The sequence below is a fragment of the Salinimonas profundi genome (genome assembly GCF_014750655.1).
GTDB lineage: Bacteria > Pseudomonadota > Gammaproteobacteria > Enterobacterales > Alteromonadaceae > Alteromonas > Alteromonas profundi_A.
Map to the genome: position 1 here is coordinate 111,738 of NZ_JABBXD010000005.1, position 17,238 is coordinate 128,975.

General features: G+C 50.1%; 15 protein-coding genes. 13 read left to right on the forward strand and 2 right to left on the reverse strand.

The features are described from left to right. Positions 1-247: 247 nt before the first annotated feature. From gltB to HHX48_RS10595, 11 genes are all read left to right on the forward strand, one after another. Positions 248-4,714 carry a glutamate synthase large subunit gene (gene gltB / locus HHX48_RS10545; protein ID WP_191024915.1) on the forward strand — a complete coding sequence of 1,489 codons (4,467 nt, stop codon included), beginning with the start codon at positions 248-250 and terminating at the stop codon, positions 4,712-4,714. A gap of 12 nt (positions 4,715-4,726) precedes the next feature. Next, positions 4,727-6,142 (forward strand): FAD-dependent oxidoreductase, encoded by a 1,416-nt coding sequence (locus HHX48_RS10550; protein ID WP_191024917.1) that lies wholly within the window; start codon positions 4,727-4,729, stop codon positions 6,140-6,142. A 189-nt stretch (positions 6,143-6,331) separates the two neighbouring features. Beyond that, a complete protein-coding gene (locus HHX48_RS10555; RefSeq protein ID WP_191024919.1) occupies positions 6,332-6,706 on the forward strand; it encodes a hypothetical protein in 375 nt (124 codons plus the stop codon). A gap of 227 nt (positions 6,707-6,933) precedes the next feature. Continuing rightward, a complete protein-coding gene (locus tag HHX48_RS10560; protein ID WP_191024921.1) occupies positions 6,934-7,518 on the forward strand; it encodes a DUF2726 domain-containing protein in 585 nt (194 codons plus the stop codon). A 130-nt stretch (positions 7,519-7,648) separates the two neighbouring features. Beyond that, the gene (locus HHX48_RS10565; protein ID WP_191024923.1) at positions 7,649-8,350 is read left to right on the forward strand and encodes a 5'-methylthioadenosine/adenosylhomocysteine nucleosidase; all 702 of its coding nucleotides are present in this window, start codon (positions 7,649-7,651) and stop codon (positions 8,348-8,350) included. Between the two features lie 14 nt (positions 8,351-8,364). Next, positions 8,365-9,312, forward strand: coding sequence for a cobalamin biosynthesis protein CobD/CbiB (locus tag HHX48_RS10570; RefSeq protein WP_191024925.1), 948 nt, complete (start codon positions 8,365-8,367; stop codon positions 9,310-9,312). Between the two features lies 1 nt (position 9,313). Further along, positions 9,314-10,153, forward strand: coding sequence for a helical backbone metal receptor (locus HHX48_RS10575; protein ID WP_223858279.1), 840 nt, complete (start codon positions 9,314-9,316; stop codon positions 10,151-10,153). Positions 10,154-10,216: 63 nt separating this feature from the next. Then, positions 10,217-10,621, forward strand: a complete 405-nt coding sequence (locus HHX48_RS10580) for a rhodanese-like domain-containing protein (RefSeq protein WP_191024927.1) — start codon at positions 10,217-10,219, stop codon at positions 10,619-10,621. Between the two features lie 84 nt (positions 10,622-10,705). After that, positions 10,706-11,089 (forward strand): DUF2721 domain-containing protein, encoded by a 384-nt coding sequence (locus HHX48_RS10585; protein WP_191024929.1) that lies wholly within the window; start codon positions 10,706-10,708, stop codon positions 11,087-11,089. Next, on the forward strand, positions 11,086-11,664 hold the full coding sequence (locus HHX48_RS10590; RefSeq protein WP_191024931.1) for a GNAT family N-acetyltransferase: 579 nt from the start codon (positions 11,086-11,088) through the stop codon (positions 11,662-11,664). The genes HHX48_RS10585 and HHX48_RS10590 overlap by 4 nt, the downstream gene beginning before the upstream one ends. After that, entirely contained in the window at positions 11,661-12,983 is a 1,323-nt protein-coding gene (locus tag HHX48_RS10595; protein WP_191024933.1) for an NAD(P)/FAD-dependent oxidoreductase, read from the forward strand. Before HHX48_RS10590 ends, HHX48_RS10595 begins: the two co-directional genes overlap by 4 nt. Here the strand turns inward: HHX48_RS10595 and tyrS are convergent. Next, positions 12,980-14,182, reverse strand: coding sequence for a tyrosine--tRNA ligase (gene tyrS, locus HHX48_RS10600; protein ID WP_191024935.1), 1,203 nt, complete (start codon positions 14,180-14,182; stop codon positions 12,980-12,982). The two genes, HHX48_RS10595 and tyrS, sit on opposite strands and share 4 nt — an antisense overlap. Positions 14,183-14,372: 190 nt before the next feature. On the opposite strand from tyrS, the gene HHX48_RS10605 reads away from it, so the two are divergent. Both HHX48_RS10605 and HHX48_RS10610 read left to right on the forward strand, forming a co-directional pair. Further along, positions 14,373-15,692: a peptidoglycan DD-metalloendopeptidase family protein gene (locus tag HHX48_RS10605; protein WP_191024937.1), complete on the forward strand. Its 1,320-nt coding sequence runs from the start codon at positions 14,373-14,375 to the stop codon at positions 15,690-15,692. A 5-nt stretch (positions 15,693-15,697) separates the two neighbouring features. Next, positions 15,698-16,798: an anhydro-N-acetylmuramic acid kinase gene (locus tag HHX48_RS10610; protein WP_191024938.1), complete on the forward strand. Its 1,101-nt coding sequence runs from the start codon at positions 15,698-15,700 to the stop codon at positions 16,796-16,798. Here HHX48_RS10610 and HHX48_RS10615 read toward each other — a convergent pair. Continuing rightward, positions 16,795-17,223: an SRPBCC family protein gene (locus tag HHX48_RS10615; RefSeq protein ID WP_191024940.1), complete on the reverse strand. Its 429-nt coding sequence runs from the start codon at positions 17,221-17,223 to the stop codon at positions 16,795-16,797. The two genes, HHX48_RS10610 and HHX48_RS10615, sit on opposite strands and share 4 nt — an antisense overlap. Between the last annotated feature and the right edge of the window lie 15 nt (positions 17,224-17,238).

Here is a 17,238-nt window from a genome sequence, read left to right on the forward strand (position 1 = left end):
TCTTTGTTATGAATTGATTTTATTTCTCATTATGGTTATTTTGTATCCCCCGCTATGCAACATTGCATAATGATGCGGCGCACATGGCTGGTATCCTCTAATAATAAATAACGACAAATAACAGACACATGCCTGATGGGCGACAAACGCCCGCAAAATAAGATGTCTGACGTAGCTACAGTTCACGAACCTCTGCGTGAAAATGTAGCCTGTACCTTGCCCAGTCGAAGGTTGAAGGAGTTTAGAGATGAGTTTATATAATCCCAATGATTCAAGGGACAACTGTGGTTTTGGCCTTATCGCCCATACAAATGGCGAAGCCAGTCACCAGTTGGTTAAGACAGCCATTCATGGTCTGGACAGGATGCAACATCGCGGCGGTATCGCTGCCGATGGTAAAACAGGTGACGGCTGTGGCTTATTGCTGCAAAAGCCGGACGCATTTTTTAAATCTGTTGCTCAGGAAAATGGCTGGAAGCTAAGTAAGAAATATGCTGTCGGCATGATTTTTCTGAGCCAGGACGACACACTCGCCCAACAGGCCAGAGATGTGCTTAATGAAGAGCTTGAGAAAGAAACATTAAGTGTACCTGGCTGGCGCAAAGTTCCGGTAAACAATGATGTACTGGGCGAGCTTGCACTCACTGGCGTACCGCAGATTGAACAGGTTTTTGTTAACGCGCCGCCAGGCTGGCGCAAGCGTGATCTTGAACGCCGCCTTTATATGGTTCGACGCCGGGCAGAAAAACGCCTTGAGCAGGATCCTGACTTTTATGTAGCCTGTTTATCAGGACTGGTCACGATTTACAAAGGCCTGGTCATGCCCAAAGATCTGCCGGCATTCTATGCGGATCTGGCCGACGAGCGCATGCAAAGTGCAATTTGTGTTTTCCACCAGCGCTTTTCCACAAACACATTACCTCGCTGGCCATTGGCCCAGCCGTTTCGCTTTCTGGCGCATAATGGTGAAATCAATACCATTAAAGGTAACCGTGACTGGGCGAAAGCCCGTACCGGAAAATTTTCAACGCCGTTAATTCCGGATCTTAAAGACGCTGCGCCGTATGTGAATTCGGATGGTTCAGATTCCTCTTCACTGGATAACATGCTGGAATTATTCCTGGCCGGCGGCATGGATTTATTTCGGGCGATGCGATTGCTGGTGCCACCGGCATACCAGAATAACCGTACTATGGACGATAACCTTCGTGCTTTTTATGAGTTCAACTCAATGCACATGGAGCCGTGGGACGGACCTGCTGGTATCGTATTAACAAACGGTCGCCACGTGGCCTGTAATCTGGACCGTAACGGTCTGCGTCCTGCTCGCTATGTCATTACCAAAAACGGTTTTATTACCCTCGCGTCTGAAGTCGGCATCTGGGATTACGATGAAAAGGATGTGATAGAAAAAGGCCGTGTGGGGCCCGGCGAAATGCTGGCGGTGGATACGTACAATGGCAAGGTGTGGCGCTCGAATGAAATTGATGATGAGCTTAAAGATCGTCACCCCTACCGTGAGTGGCTAGACAAACATATCCGCCGGTTAACGCCTGTTGAGGAGGCGGATGCCTCACAAATAGGCACCCGTGTGTTTGACGACGATATGATGGCGGTCTATCACAAGCTTTATAACTATAGCTATGAAGAGATTCAGCAGGTTATAAAAGTGCTGGCTAAGGATGGTCAGGAAGCGGTGGGCTCTATGGGTGATGATACGCCGATGGCCGTCATGTCATCAAAAACCCGCACGCTTTATGATTATTTCCGCCAGCAGTTTGCGCAGGTCACTAACCCGCCTATCGATCCGCTGCGGGAAAATCATGTGATGTCGCTGGCCACCTGTATTGGCCGTGAGCAAAACGTCTTCAGCGAAACATCCGGCTACGCTGACCGTGTCCTCTTCCAATCGCCCATACTGATGTACACCGACCTGAAACAGCTGCGGGAGTTTAATCCCGAGCATTATTATTCAGAAATTGTCGAGCTTCAGTATTCGCAGGAAGAAGGCTTACGCAAAGCTATCGAGCGAATCTGTAACGAAGTGGAATATCTGGTTAAGACCAAAAAGGCAGCATTTGTCGTCCTGTCTGACCGTAACATCCGCAAGAACCGTTTACCCATTCCAGCTGCTATGGCGGTGGGCGCGGTACAGCGCCGACTGGTCGATAAAGCGCTACGCTGTGATGCTAATATTGTGGTGGAAACGGCCACTACCCGCGATCCACATCATTACGCTGTACTGATTGGTCTTGGTGCCACGGCAATTTATCCGTTTCTGGCATACGAGACCATTGAGCAGTTGTGCGATAAAGGTGAGCTGGATATCTCTGCGATGGAAGCCACCATCAACTATCGTAAGGGCATTAATAAAGGCCTTTACAAGATTATGTCCAAAATGGGCATCAGCACGGTGGCCAGCTATCGTTCAGCCAAACTGTTTGAAGCTATTGGCATTAATAGTGAAGTGATGCAGCTATGTTTTGACGGTATTGCGTCAAGAATTCAGGGCGCCGGGTTCAGTGATTTTGAGCAGGACATTCTTAACCAGGCACGCATCGCGTGGCTCAAACGTAAAGCGATTTCACATGGTGGCTTGTTAAAGTATGTGCACGATGGGGAGTACCATGCGTATAACCCGGGTGTAGTCATGTCTTTGCAAAAAGCCGTGGTATCGGGTAAATATGAAGATTATCAGGAGTACGCCAGACAGGTTAATGAGCGCGATCCGGCCCACCTGCGTGATCTGCTGACATTCAATCCTCAGGCTGAGGCAATTGATGTTAGTGAGGTAGAGTCTGCCGAGAATCTATTCCCACGCTTCGATACCGCTGCAATGTCCATCGGTGCGTTAAGTCCCGAAGCCCATGAGGCGCTCGCTATTGCCATGAACCGTTTGGGCGGTCAGTCCAACTCCGGTGAAGGCGGTGAGCATCCTTCGCGCTTTGGTACCGAAAAAAATTCTAAGATTAAACAAGTAGCATCAGGACGCTTTGGCGTAACACCGCACTATTTGGTCAATGCGAATGTTATCCAGATTAAAGTCGCCCAGGGCGCTAAGCCCGGTGAAGGTGGTCAGCTTCCCGGTGATAAGGTCAATCGCTATATCGCAACCTTGCGCTTTTCAGTACCCGGCGTAACGCTGATTTCTCCGCCGCCGCATCATGATATCTACTCTATCGAAGATTTGGCGCAGCTGATATTTGACTTAAAACAGGTCAACCCGGCAGCCCTTATCTCCGTTAAGCTGGTCTCAGAGCCTGGGGTTGGTACCATTGCTACCGGTGTTGCTAAAGCCTACGCCGATCTGATTACGGTATCTGGCTACGATGGGGGTACCGGTGCCAGTCCGCTGACATCAGTGAAATATGCTGGTAGTCCATTTGAACTGGGTCTGGCAGAAACTCAGCAGGCGCTGGTAGAAAATGGCCTGCGCCATAAAGTCCGCCTGCAAACCGATGGCGGCCTGAAAACCGGTCTGGATGTGGTTAAAGCAGCTTGTCTGGGTGCAGAAAGCTTCGGCTTTGGTACCGGTCCAATGGTTGCACTGGGCTGTAAATATCTGCGCATCTGCCACCTGAACAACTGTGCAACCGGTGTAGCAACGCAGGATGAAAAACTGCGCGAGGAGCATTTCATCGGCTTGCCGGAAATGGTCATGAATTACTTTAAGTTCATTGCGCAGGAAGTCAGAGAAATCATGGCCGCAATGGGCGTGAAAAAGTTTGATGATTTAGTGGGTCGCACCGATCTGTTAAAGACACTGGATGGCATTTCGGCCAAGCAAAATCGACTGGATTTATCGCCGCTGCTTGAAATGCCCCATCCGGGTGAACACACGCGGCTGTTCAACTCGCAAACGACGAACGCGCCAATGGATAAGGGTGAGTTGAATGCGCAGCTGTTAGAAGATGGCCAGCAGGCAGTGCAGAATGCCAGCGGACTTTCGCTCAGTTACCGCATTCGTAATACCGATCGCTCTGTAGGTGCATTACTCTCTGGTGAAATTGCCAAGATCCACGGTAATCAGGATATGGAAGACTCGCCAATTGAGGTGCAGTTTACCGGCACCGCAGGGCAGAGCTTTGGCGTATGGAATGCCGGCGGCTTACATATGCGTATTGAAGGTGATGCCAACGACTATGTGGGTAAAGGCATGACTGGCGGTAAGCTGGTTATTTATCCGGCGCGTGGAATAACCTTTGATGCACCCAATAGCGCAATTATGGGCAATACCTGTCTGTATGGCGCCACCGGCGGAAAGCTGTTTGCTGCCGGCCGGGCGGGTGAGCGTTTTGGTGTGCGTAACTCCGGCGCGATTGCCGTGGTCGAAGGTTGCGGTGATAACGGCTGCGAGTATATGACAGGCGGCATCGTCGCTGTACTGGGCAAGGTGGGTGTGAACTTCGGCGCCGGTATGACAGGCGGGTTTGCCTACCTGCTTGACACGGAAAACGACCTGGCTGATCGGGTGAATGAAGAGCTGGTAGAAATCATGCCGGTAGAGGATAAAAACATTCTGGTAGAACATCTGCGTGGGCTGATTAATCAACATTACGAAGAAACCGGCAGTGAGCATTCGCTGAATCTGCTGACTGACTTCAGCAACACGCTGAAGCAGGTGAAGTTGATTAAACCCAAAACCAGTGACGTGAAGAATTTGCTGGGCCATATCAGCCGCTCCAGTGATGAGCTTCGCATTCAGGCGCAGTAGGAGGTGTGACGTATGGCTAAGAATGTATATCAGTTTGTGGACGTTGAGCGTATCGACCCACCCAAAAAGCCCATTCAGGTGCGAAAGTCTGAATTTGCTGAAATTTACCAGCCGCTGAGCCAGTCTCAGACAGAAGGTCAGGCTGACCGTTGTCTGGACTGCGGAAACCCGTATTGTGAGTGGAAGTGTCCGGTACACAATTACATTCCGCAGTGGCTCGACCTGGCAAATCAGGGCCGCATCATGGAAGCCGCCGAATTATCTCATAAGACAAACAGTCTGCCTGAGGTATGCGGCCGGGTTTGCCCACAGGACCGCTTGTGTGAGGGTGACTGTACACTGAATGATGAGTTTGGTGCGGTCACCATCGGCAGTATCGAAAAATACATCACCGATACCGCCTTTAAAATGGGCTGGCGGCCTGACATGTCTCATGTCGAATGGACCGATAAGAAAGTTGCGGTAATCGGTGCGGGCCCTGCAGGGCTGGCCTGTGCCGATATTCTGGTCCGTAACGGCGTTAAACCCATCGTGTACGATAAGTACGAGGAAATTGGCGGCCTGCTGACATTTGGCATTCCTTCCTTTAAATTGGAAAAAGACGTAATAAAACTGCGTCGGGAAATTTTCACCGATATGGGTGTTGAGTTCGTGCTTAATACGGAAATCGGTAAAGATATTTCTATTGACGAGTTGATGGAGCAGTACGATGCCGTGTTTCTTGGCATGGGGACGTACAAATCCATGCAAGGCGGCTTTGAGCATGAACATGTTGAAGGCGTCCATGAGGCACTGCCATTTCTGATTGCAAATACCAACCGTGTGATGGGTATTGAAAAAGATCCTGCTGATTTTATCGATATGAGTGGCAAGACGGTCGTGGTGCTTGGTGGTGGCGATACCACCATGGACTGTGTGCGTACCTCCATTCGTCAGGGCGCCAAAAAAGTCATCTGTGCATACCGACGTGACGAAGAGAGCATGCCCGGTTCTCGTCGTGAGGTGGTCAATGCCCGTGAAGAAGGCGTTGAATTTCAGTTCAACCTTCAACCTATGGATATCGCCATTGACGAAAATGGCCGTGCCAAAGGTGTGAAGCTGGTCAAAACAGAAATGGGACCGCCGGATGTCAATGGCCGCCGCCGCCCGGTGGAAGTTGAAGGCTCAGAACATGTCCTGGAAGCCGACGCGGTAATCATTGCATTTGGTTTTCAGCCCAGTCCGGCGAACTGGTTTTCTGATTTCGGGATTATTCTGGATGAAAAAGGCCGCGTGATCGCGCCATCAAAAGGCAAGTTTGCCTTCCAAACAGCCAATCCTAAGATTTTTGCCGGTGGAGACATGGTGCGTGGCTCTGATTTGGTGGTGACAGCCATTGATGAGGGACGTAAGGCAGCCGGTGGTATCATGGATTACCTCGGCGTCTGATAATAAGTGCAGGCAGCACAGATACGGCTGCCTGCACCTTTTCTTTCCCCCACTTTTGTCTCTACCCTGCCTGACCTCGCAATACCTTAATATCATATAGCATACCTAATACCCCGTAAGATCAGTTGATGGGTTCTGACCACAAACCTATAGTAGTCAGGTACACAAAATAATCAAAAACGGGGTCGTATGAAGTTTTTAGGCGCGTTAACACTCTCTGCTTTATTTGCAGTGTCTTTTACCTCACAGGCAGAAACCAGTCAGCCTGATGTCGCGGCCTGCCCGGGTGATTTTTACTCTATTACCATGCCTGGCGATGCCGTTCAGTGTCAGCGTTTCGACGACGACATGCCAGCGTCACTGGTCTTCCATACCCCCATGGAGCATCAGCAAATTATTGACTGGTACAAACAAGCCATGCCTGAACTGGATGTGGTAAGCCAGTTTAATGGTCGTGTTGTGCTGGCTGCCCAGCAGAACAATATTCGGGTGGTTGTCTCCCCGGACAATGACGGTTCTCAGATAGACCTTTTAGTTATTGATACACTTCTGGCCCGCCAATAACCTTTCTTGCCTGGTGTTACCTGACATGCGCCCCAACCGCAAGGTAACACCAGCACCTTTTCTGCTCTGCCCTGTTCGCCTGTGATTCTCTAAACCTTATCCTTTCAGCTTATTGAAATCTTTTCTGTTGAAATGGCACTGCCTTTGCAATTCTTTGATTGAAGATGATTTTTTTAATGTAAACGTCAGAAAACCGACGCTTTTACATGCTTTGTCGAGGAATTGTTATGGAACTGGCTATTATTCTAATGATGCTACTGATTGTGGTTGCCGCAGGCGCCATAAAATTGTCAGATGGCGGGGTAGCTTTCCCCTTTAAGCGCAGACAACAGCTGTTTACTCCGGTGGAACATACGTTTCTTAACCTGATTGAACAGTCTATGGGTCGCGAGTTTCGTATTTTATGCCGCGTACGATTATCTGACGTTCTGTCAGTTCGTCAAAGCACATCGAAAAAACAAGCCAGTGCCGCCATCGCGCGAGCATCATCCCGCCAGCTGGATTTCATATTATGTGATAAAGATGATATGACACCTATTCTGGCGGTAGACCTGGTGAATAATGCCGGTAAAGACGGCTATAAATCGCAGCGTGACTGGTTTGTATCCGGAGCACTGGATGCCGCCGGCATTCCCCACGCGCGTATTAAAGTGAAATCGGGATATACGGTTGAAGAAATCAGAGAATGCCTTGAGACAAAACTGATCCCGTATCGTCGCAAACAGAATAAACTGGCGCAGGTACCAAGCCATAATCCTGCCACGCCCAAGCGCCCTACCCGTCCGTTACGCTCCAGCCGCGCTGCAGCATAGTTTTCAGGGAAGTCATATCACCCCCAAGATGTGATTTCCCGTTCTTTTCAGCACTGTCAGTTTCCCCCGATTCGTATTACCATACGCCGCATTGTCTGTTTTCACGCATTAACATCAAAAGCCTGCAATTATGTCTAAAATTGGAATTCTGGGTGCCATGGATCAGGAAGTGGCCCTGTTAAAATCATCACTTGAGAACCTTACTACTGAAACCTGGCATCATCTGACATTTTATCAGGGTGTGTTGAATGGCCATGACATTGTGTTGGTCAAATGCGGAATCGGTAAAGTCGCGGCGTCGGTAGCTACCACCGCGCTAATTGAACGGTTCGCTCCCGACTTTGTGGTAAATACCGGCTCCGCCGGTGGATTTGATACGGATCTTAATATCGGAGATGTCGTTATCGGCTCGGCACTGATACATCACGATGTTGACCTTACCTTTTTTGGTTATGCGCCAGGACAATGTGCCGGCGATATGCCGCAGGCTTATGAATGCGACGAGCGTCTGATAAAGGCAGCGCAAACGGCCACAGCAAAAATTGCGGGTATTACATATAAAACCGGCCTGATTTGCACCGGCGACGCCTTCATCGGCAGTGATGAAGCCGCGGATAAAATCCGTGCAACGTACGATGATATGAAGGCATGTGAAATGGAAGGCGCAGCGATCGCACAAACGTGTCATCTGTTAAGCACGCCCTGTTTGGTCATTCGCTCTTTATCAGATATCGCAGGTAAAACATCTACGATATCATTTCAGGATTATCTTGATACCGCTGCCAAAAATTCAGCGAAGCTGGTGATGGGCATGGTGGCCGCGCTCGCATAAGGATTACTCTGGCGATGGAATCGGCGCTTCATTCTGTGGCGGTACAGACGCTGATCATTGTCGTGATCAGCGCATTATTCGATGCTCTGTGGCGCTGGCCCCGCGCCTATCATCCTTTAACGCTCATCCGTTACCTGTCAGAAACCATGGCTGGACGGGTTTGTCCTAAAGGCCGGGATCCGCGCTCCCAGCATTTGATCTCCGGTACGCTGGGCGCATCACTATTAATCTTGCCATTTGCCATACTATTGGCAAATTTAATCAGTCTGGCTGAATACCCGTGGTTTTTTGAAGCGCTTATTCTTCTCACACTACTGGATTTCGGTCACGACAGGACGTATTTCAAACAGGTCATTCGCGCCCTGGCCGGACGCAAGAAAATGCTGGCCCGTGATCGCGCAGCGCAGTTTATGGCCCGTGACACGAGCAGACTGTCAGACATTGGTATCGCGAAAGCCTGCATTGAAGCCTTATTGCTACGTTTTTATTACCTGTATTGCGGTGTGTTGTTCTGGTTTATTTTCGTCGGGCCGGTCACCGCGCTTTGCTATCGCCTGCTGGTGCTAATCAGTTGGCAGTGGCATCCTAAGCGCCCCGGTTTTGCATTGTTTGCAAAGCCCGCAAGACTGGTAGCCCGGCTAATGGCAATCCCCGCTTTTATTTTCGGCTTGCTGACTATCGCGATTGTTACCAATCCCGTGCGGGCGGCGCAGGGCTTTGTAAAAAGCTCTGCAGGCGATCTTACCTCACGCCTGCTTGCCGCCTTTGGCTGTGCGATGGGGTTCAAACTGGGCGGGCCTGCCATTTATCATGGCATCACTTATCGTCATCTGCGAGTGGGAGGCAGCCGGGAGGTTCGCTTTTCTGATATGACGTATTCTTACCGTGCGGTGTTGCGCGCAATGACGCTGTTTATCAGTATGTGCGTCCTGTTGTTATTATCTTTATGGAAGCTGGCTTGACATGATGTTTCGAATCCTGGTTATGAGTGTCCTGCTGATAGTTTGCCATGCTGCGCTGGTTCACGCTGCCCCGACGAGAACGACTGACTCTGACCAAACAATAGTTACACTTGCTCCGCACCTGACAGAATGGGTATATAGTCTGGAGCAACAAGATAAACTGCTCGCCGTCAGTGCTTACAGTGATTATCCGGACGCCGCCAAAGCACTGCCGCGCGTTGCAGATGCAAACGGCGTGAACATTAAAGCGATAGTGAAGCTACAACCTGATGTTATTTTGGCCTGGCGCGGTGGGAATAAACCGCAGGATATTGCCCGCCTGAAACAACTGGGCTTTACCGTATTTGAGTCTCAGCCTTTAACACCGGCAGATATCAGTAAAGAGTATCGACAATTGGGAGGCGTATTGCATGTATCAGAACGAGCGAGGGAACTTGCCGACAATTTTGATACGCAGCTTTCACATCTTGCCCGGCAATACAAAAATGTCAGCGCGATCACTGTATTTTATTACATGTGGACCGCCCCGCTGATGAGCGTTGGCCCTGATGCCTGGGCCAGCAAGCTGCTTGCCCAGTGTGGTGTACAAACCTTGTTTAACGATGCCCACGTTGATTATCCGCAGGTATCCGTTCAGGAGGTCATTCGCCGGCAACCTGACTTGCTCATCGCGGCGACATCTCGCAATATCTCCGTGGAGCAACAGTTCTGGTCACCCCATAACGATGTTTTACAGGCACCGGTTATAGCGGCCAACCCTGATATATTCAGCCGGTTTACATTGCGCCTTATTCCTGAACTGCGTAGCTTATGCAAACAAATTCATCAAACTGATAGTTAAACCCCGGACTTATTGCCTATACTAAGCGCCAGCTTTTACCCTTTACGTTTTGCGAACACTTTTATGCTCAGACAATTAACCTGCATTGTGATGCTCTTTGTGCTGGCCGCAATTACAGGTTGCGATGGTCAGGCTACCGCCGTAAAACCTGTTTCGTCAGAGACGGCATCCTTATTAATGGAAAAAGTGCAAAACAACGAATGGTTGCTGATTGATGTGCGTTCACCGGAAGAGTTTGCAGAAGGACACATTCCCGGGGCCATAAACATGCCCCATAATGAGATTGAGTCTTATATCAGCCAACTTGACGACGATAAGGACCAGCGGATTATCGTTTATTGCCGCTCAGGCCGCCGTGCCATGCTCACTCTGGAAACATTGAAGGCCCGCTCGTTCACCGATGTAAGTCATCTGGAGGGCGATATGATGGGCTGGGACGCTGCCGGCTTGCCCGTCGACCGGATGTAACAACATTTAAGGCGACGTAATCTGTCGAGAAAGTGGCGCTTATTTGATAAAATGCCGTTTTGTTCCGGCCCGTTACTTACTTAAATGACTATTGATATCGCTACGCCCGCTATGCTGTTTCCGGCAATCTCATTATTATTGCTGGCTTACACCAACCGTTTTTTAACGCTGGCCAGTATCATACGTAACTTTTCCAAGGAAAAGTGGGATGATAATACCGAAGCGCAGATTCAAAATCTCAGGCAGCGAATTCAATTTATCAAACGCATGCAGATTGCGGGCGTGGTCAGTTTTTTTCTCTGCGTGCTTTCTATGCTCGCGATTTACCTGACATACCAGGTTGTTGGTAACTGGATATTTGCACTCAGTCTGATTTGTTTGCTGTATTCACTATGGATGTCCGTCAGAGAAATACTGATTTCGGTAGAGGCGCTGGATGTTCATCTGGATGGAATAAAAAGCAAATGAGTAAACAAGCAACTGACATTCGGTACGAATCGCTTACACCTGCGCATTTTCAGGGTGTCGTTACATTAGGTAACTTCGTTCATGGCGACAATTATCTGACTGAAGAAAGTCTGCAGCAAATGTACGACAAAAGCTTTCACAATGAAATTAATGCAAGCTGGGTCGCTATAGATAATGATGAAGTGGTCGGTTTTCGCCTTACCTACGCCCACTCTCAATGGCAGCCGGATAAGTGGTGCACGCCCCAGCAGTGGTCAGTGCCCGCTGATAAGGTATGCTACTTCAAGTGTAATACCGTTTCGCCTGATCGCCAGGGGTTGGGAATAGGCAGCGAAATGCTACGCCGCTCAATTGCCTCGGCATCCCAACAGGGGGCAATGGCCGGTCTGGCACATATCTGGCTGGCCAGTCCGGGTAACAGTGCGTTCAAATATTTCAGTAAAAACGGTGGCGTGCTTATCAAAAAACACCCGGACAAGTGGCGGTATGAAGCTATTCATGAAGGCTATGATTGTCCGGTATGTGAAGGTATTTGCGATTGTGAAGGCGCCGAGATGTTGCTGACATTTTCATGAGTTACGATCCACTCATTGATAGTGCTGTAAACCCGCAGGAATCGTTACCCCCAACCTACTGGCATGACACCGTTGAAGTGCCCTCAGGCACTGCGCTTAATAAAGATATCGAAACCGATTTTCTTGTTATTGGCGCCGGCTATACCGGCATTTCTGCTGCGCTTGCGCTTACGGAAAGCCGGGCCGGCTCAGTTACCGTTATCGACAGTCATTCACCAGGCTACGGATGCGCTGGCAGAAATGCCGGATTCGTGCTCTCGGGAAGTGGCAGAATGGGCCCGTCAGCACTGGAGAAGCGCTACGGGCTCGATATCGCCAAAGGCATTCAGAATGAATATGATGGTGCGGTCAGCGATTTGCTGGCGCGTATTAGCGCCTACGGTATTGATTGCGACCTTGCTGCCGGTCCTTATTACAAACTGGCACACACGGCAAAGCATGCCCTTCAGCAACGCCGGTCGGCCGACTATCTCAAAACAAATTTCAACCAGCAGATAGAATCATTAAGCCAGGATCAGTTAAAAAAGGCCCTGGCGGTCGAAGGGTTTTATGGTGCCAGTCGCCAGCCTGGCCACACTCTCAATCCGCTCAAGCTGATTCTTGGCCTCAGTCACACCGCACAATCAAAAGGCGCTGCCATTTACAGTGCCACGCCTGCACTGAAAATTACACGCGGAGAGTCCAATCATGTGGTTGAGACGCCGCAGGGTGTCATAACAGCGCGTACTCTGCTCATAGCCAGTAACGCTTACACCAGCAAAGTGTTGCACCCGGCAGTCAACAAACGACAATTCCCGGTGCAATCCAGCATTCTGGTCACACAGCCGCTAAGCAAAACGCAGTTGGCCGCTATCGGTTTTAATGGGCCGGTGTCTATGATGGATACCCGCATGATGAAGTATTATTACCGTCTGCTCCCCGATAACCGGCTATTATTTGGCGGCCGTGGCGAAGTCAGTGCCAGGCAGGCCCATGCCGGCAAAGCAAGACTCTATGACGCAATGCTGACCAGCTTTCCCGTACTGCGCGGGATTGATATCAGCCACTTCTGGAGTGGCTGGGTGTCGGTGTCGCTGGATAACCTGCCAAGGGTTAATTTTGATAACAGAACACAAACTGGCTATGCCATGGGATATTGTGGTGCTGGTGTGTCGTTTGCCAATTTTGCCGGGCGGCGTCTGGCGCAGCGGGCCATGAACCAGCCCGTTGATCTTAACCTGCCTTTATACAGCACACCGCTGCGACGCTTTCCTTTTGCAGGCCTGCGTCGCAGCGCGTTACGCGCCCTGTATGGCTGGGCGCGCGTGATTGAGCGTTAAGCGCTGACGGTGACTCTGGCAAACTTCCGTTTGCCAACCTGATAAACCGCCTCACCCGGTTCAGTGATTTGCAAGCGGGTATCGGTGACCTTCTCACCATCAATTTTCACCGCGCCCTGTTTAATCATACGGATCGCATCAGACGTTGAGCCGACCAGATTAGCCTGCTTTAGCAGGTTTCCAATCGCCAGAGCGCCTTCTTCCAGTGCCACAGACACCTCAGGCATTTCATCGGGAATAGCATTTTTCTGAAAACGCTGTACAAAATCCTGATAGGCCGATTCAGCGGCCTCATCACTGTGAAAACGCGCGATGATTTCTCTGGCCAGTTGAATTTTGATATCTCTGGGGTTTGCCCCCTGCTCGACCTGGGCTTTAAGATCCGCTAACTCTTCCAACGGACGGAAGCTGAGTAGCTCAAAATAACGCCACATCAGGTCATCGGATATCGACATGATTTTGCCAAACATTTCATTGGGCGTATCAGTAATACCGATGTAGTTATTCAACGATTTCGACATTTTCTGAACGCCGTCCAACCCTTCCAGTAACGGCACCATGACGGTGGTCTGAGGCTTCTGGCCGTTTTCTTTTTGCAGTTCACGGCCCATCAGCAGGTTAAATCGCTGGTCTGTACCGCCCAGTTCGACGTCTGCCTCTAATGCGACAGAATCCCAGCCCTGCACTAATGGATACAGAAACTCGTGAATAGCAATCGCCTGGCCGTTATTGTAGCGCTTTTTAAAGTCATCGCGTTCCAGCATTCGTGCTACTGTCTGGCTGGCGGCCAGCTTAATCATGCCAGCAGCGCCCAGCTCATCCATCCATTCAGAATTAAACCGAATCTCAGTGCGCTCAGGATCCAGAATTTTGAACACTTGTTCCTGATACGTTTGCGCGTTTTCCAATACCTGTTCTTTGCTCAGGGGCTTGCGTGTCACATTTTTACCTGTAGGATCGCCAATAAGCCCGGTGAAATCACCGATCAGAAAAACGACTTTGTGACCAAACTGCTGGAACACGCGCAGCTTGTTGATTAGCACAGTGTGACCAAGGTGCAAATCAGGTGCAGTAGGATCAAAACCCGCTTTAATTGTCAGCGTTTTGCCCGATTTCAGCTTCTCAATCAGATCATCTTCGGGAAGTATTTCGTCTGTGCCTCTTTTTATTTCAGCAAAAGCGGTTTGCCAGTCACTCATCGGTTTTTCCACACATTTGTCAGGTTCGGTTAAATCAGGGCGAGCATTTTACGCATGTGAGTGAACCATTGAAAGGTTTACGCATCAAAATCAGGATTCGGGACTGGCGCTGCGCAAAAAAAACACTATTATTAGCCAGTCAAAGTAGAAACAAGGCGCTTTACACGATATTCTCGGGTCGAGCAGTTTGATGAGAATGAAATTGAAAGATAACGTGGTTTATAAAACACTTCGCAATTTGCCCAGACCGCATCGGACTGGCCTGATTCTGGGCAGTCTGTTTCTGGGCAGTTTGATTCTGTTGCCTTCAGAGCCTGTTGAGGCCAGCCGTCATCAGGACGCGACCGTTCTGGATGCCGGTGTGCGCTATCCTATTGAGTTGTCAGTATCAGATTCACCGGACATCAATTTTAGTGAAGACGATACCGGCTGGCATCTTTATCAGGTGGGCTCAGGCGATACGCTGGCGAAAATATTCAAGCGTGCCGGTTTTTCTGCCCGAGACACCTACAATGTCACGCAGGCTGGCGAATTAGCTAAGACACTGGTGACCTTGGTCCCTGGCGATAAACTGCACTTAAAAGCTGACAGCACGGGCGCGTTTGCGGGTCTTCGCTATGCGATATCCCCAAAAGACACACTGGTAATCAGAGCGACTGATGCAAACGGCAAGATGCAGGCTGACCTGGAAAGCAAAGAAGTAGAAACTCGCTACAATTTTGCGCAAGGCAATATCGACACCAGCTTCTGGAAAGCCGCGGTAACCGCCGGACTGAGTAACAACCAGATTATGAATCTGGCCGGTATTTTCGGCTGGGACATCGATTTTGCGATGGAACTGCGTCATGGCGATACATTCAGTATTGTGTTTGAAGAGCAGTATATTGACGGTGAGTTTGTTGGTTACGGTGATATCGTGGCCGCAGAGTTTGTCAATCAGGGCGAAACATTCACCGCAATCCAGCATACCGACGGTAACTACTATACGCCGGAAGGCCGAAGCATGCGTAAAAGCTTTTTACGTGCGCCTATTAACTTCAAGTATGTCAGTTCCAACTTCACCAAAAAGCGGTTTCACCCCGTTCAGAAACGGTGGAAATCTCACAATGGGACGGACTACGTAGCAGCTACCGGCACGCCGGTTATGGCAGCGGGTGACGGTCGGGTGATCAAAGCATCCTATAACCGCTTTAACGGTAACTATGTATTTGTTCAGCATGGCGAAAAGTACGTAACCAAATATCTGCACTTTAAGAGTAAAGCGGTAAAAACCGGCGAAACGGTGAAGCAGGGGCAGGTCATCGGCTATCTTGGCAGCACTGGTATGGTGACTGGCGCGCATCTGCATTACGAATTCCTGGTTGATGGTGTGCATCGTAATCCACGTACGGTTGAGTTGCCCAAAGCAGAACCTATTGCCTCATCGCAACGTGAAGCATTTATGCAAATTGCAGATAATCGTCTGGCCCAGCTTAAAAACAATAAGCGGGTTATGCTGGCGATGCAGTAACTACCATGAGCCTGTATATTGGGCTGATGTCTGGTACCAGTATGGACGGCGTGGACGCCGTCCTATGCCGTATACAAGACCAACAGTTAACGACATTATCGCAGGTTTCCCTGCCCTTCCCCGCCCCATTACTTAAAATCCTGCACCAACTATGTACACCGGGTGAGAACGAGCTCGTTCTGGCTGGCCAGGCGGACAGAGAAATTGCCTTTTTGTACCGCGACGCGGTGAAAACTCTGCTTAAAAACAATAATCTTAGGCCGGCTGATATTACGGCGTTGGGAAGCCACGGACAAACCGTACGTCATCATCCCGATGTGGATCCGCCCTTCACATTGCAGCTTGGCGATCCGAACACCCTGGCAGCAAGCACAAATATTGCCGTTGTTGCCGACTTTCGTCGCAAGGATATTGCGCTTGGCGGTCAGGGCGCACCACTGGTACCGGCATTTCATCAGTTTCAGTTTGGCTCGCAATGCCCTGCGGTCATTGTAAACATTGGCGGTATTGCCAATATTTCAGTGCTCAGAACCAACCTTGCGCCGCTGGGCTTCGATACCGGTCCGGGTAATACGCTGATGGACGCGTGGATACGCCGTCATCAGGGAATTGACTACGATGCTGACGGTCGCTGGGCTGCCTCAGGAACCGTTAATGAGCCTTTGCTGAAAGCGCTGTTGGCTGACCCCTATTTTGACCAGCCAGGGCCTAAGAGTACCGGCAGAGAATATTTTAATCTTGCCTGGCTCGATGCAATATTGGCAAAAATGGCTGTGCCGGTGGAAAAAACGGATGTTCAGGCTACGCTGTGTGCGCTGACAGCCCAGAGTATTAGCCACGCCATTGGCGCGTTTGACGATGTAAAGCATGTTTATATCTGTGGCGGAGGGGCCTTTAATCAACATTTGATGCAGATGCTGTCGGCGCAGATGGCACCATTATCTGTTAGCACCACCAAGGCGCTGGGTATCCACCCGCAATGGGTAGAGGGCGCAGCCTTTGCCTGGCTCGCGCATGCGAACATTGCGCGCATCCAGGGCAGTGTGTCGAGTGTGACCGGGGCATCGCGGCCGGCAGTACTCGGTGGCTTATTTCTGCCCGATTAGCGTTTTATTTCCGGCAGCTTCTCCAGACGCGCAAAACGCTCGTGCCAGAGCCTCGCCGTTTTCTCCAGCATAGCCGGTGAGCTCAAGCCACTGTGAGTAAGATGTAGCTCGCTATGATTATCACCATCCTGCTCGAACCGGACATCCACCGAGGTTTCGTGCTCATCATTCGCCTTTAGCGTGAAGATAATTTCCTCATTGGCAAAAATTTCCGCAATCTGGCCGCTGTATTTCTCGACCGTTTCGTGATCATGGTTCACAAATTCCATTTCAAACTCGGCCCCTTTTTGCAGATTCATCACAATCTTTTTGAGTCGCATGTGCGAGCCTGCGAACCACTGTACCAGCAGTTCTGTTTTGCAAAAGCAGTTATAGAGCCGGCTAACCGGCATGTTAAACGTATGATGTAAGGAGAGTTCCTGCATAGTCGCCAGTAATGT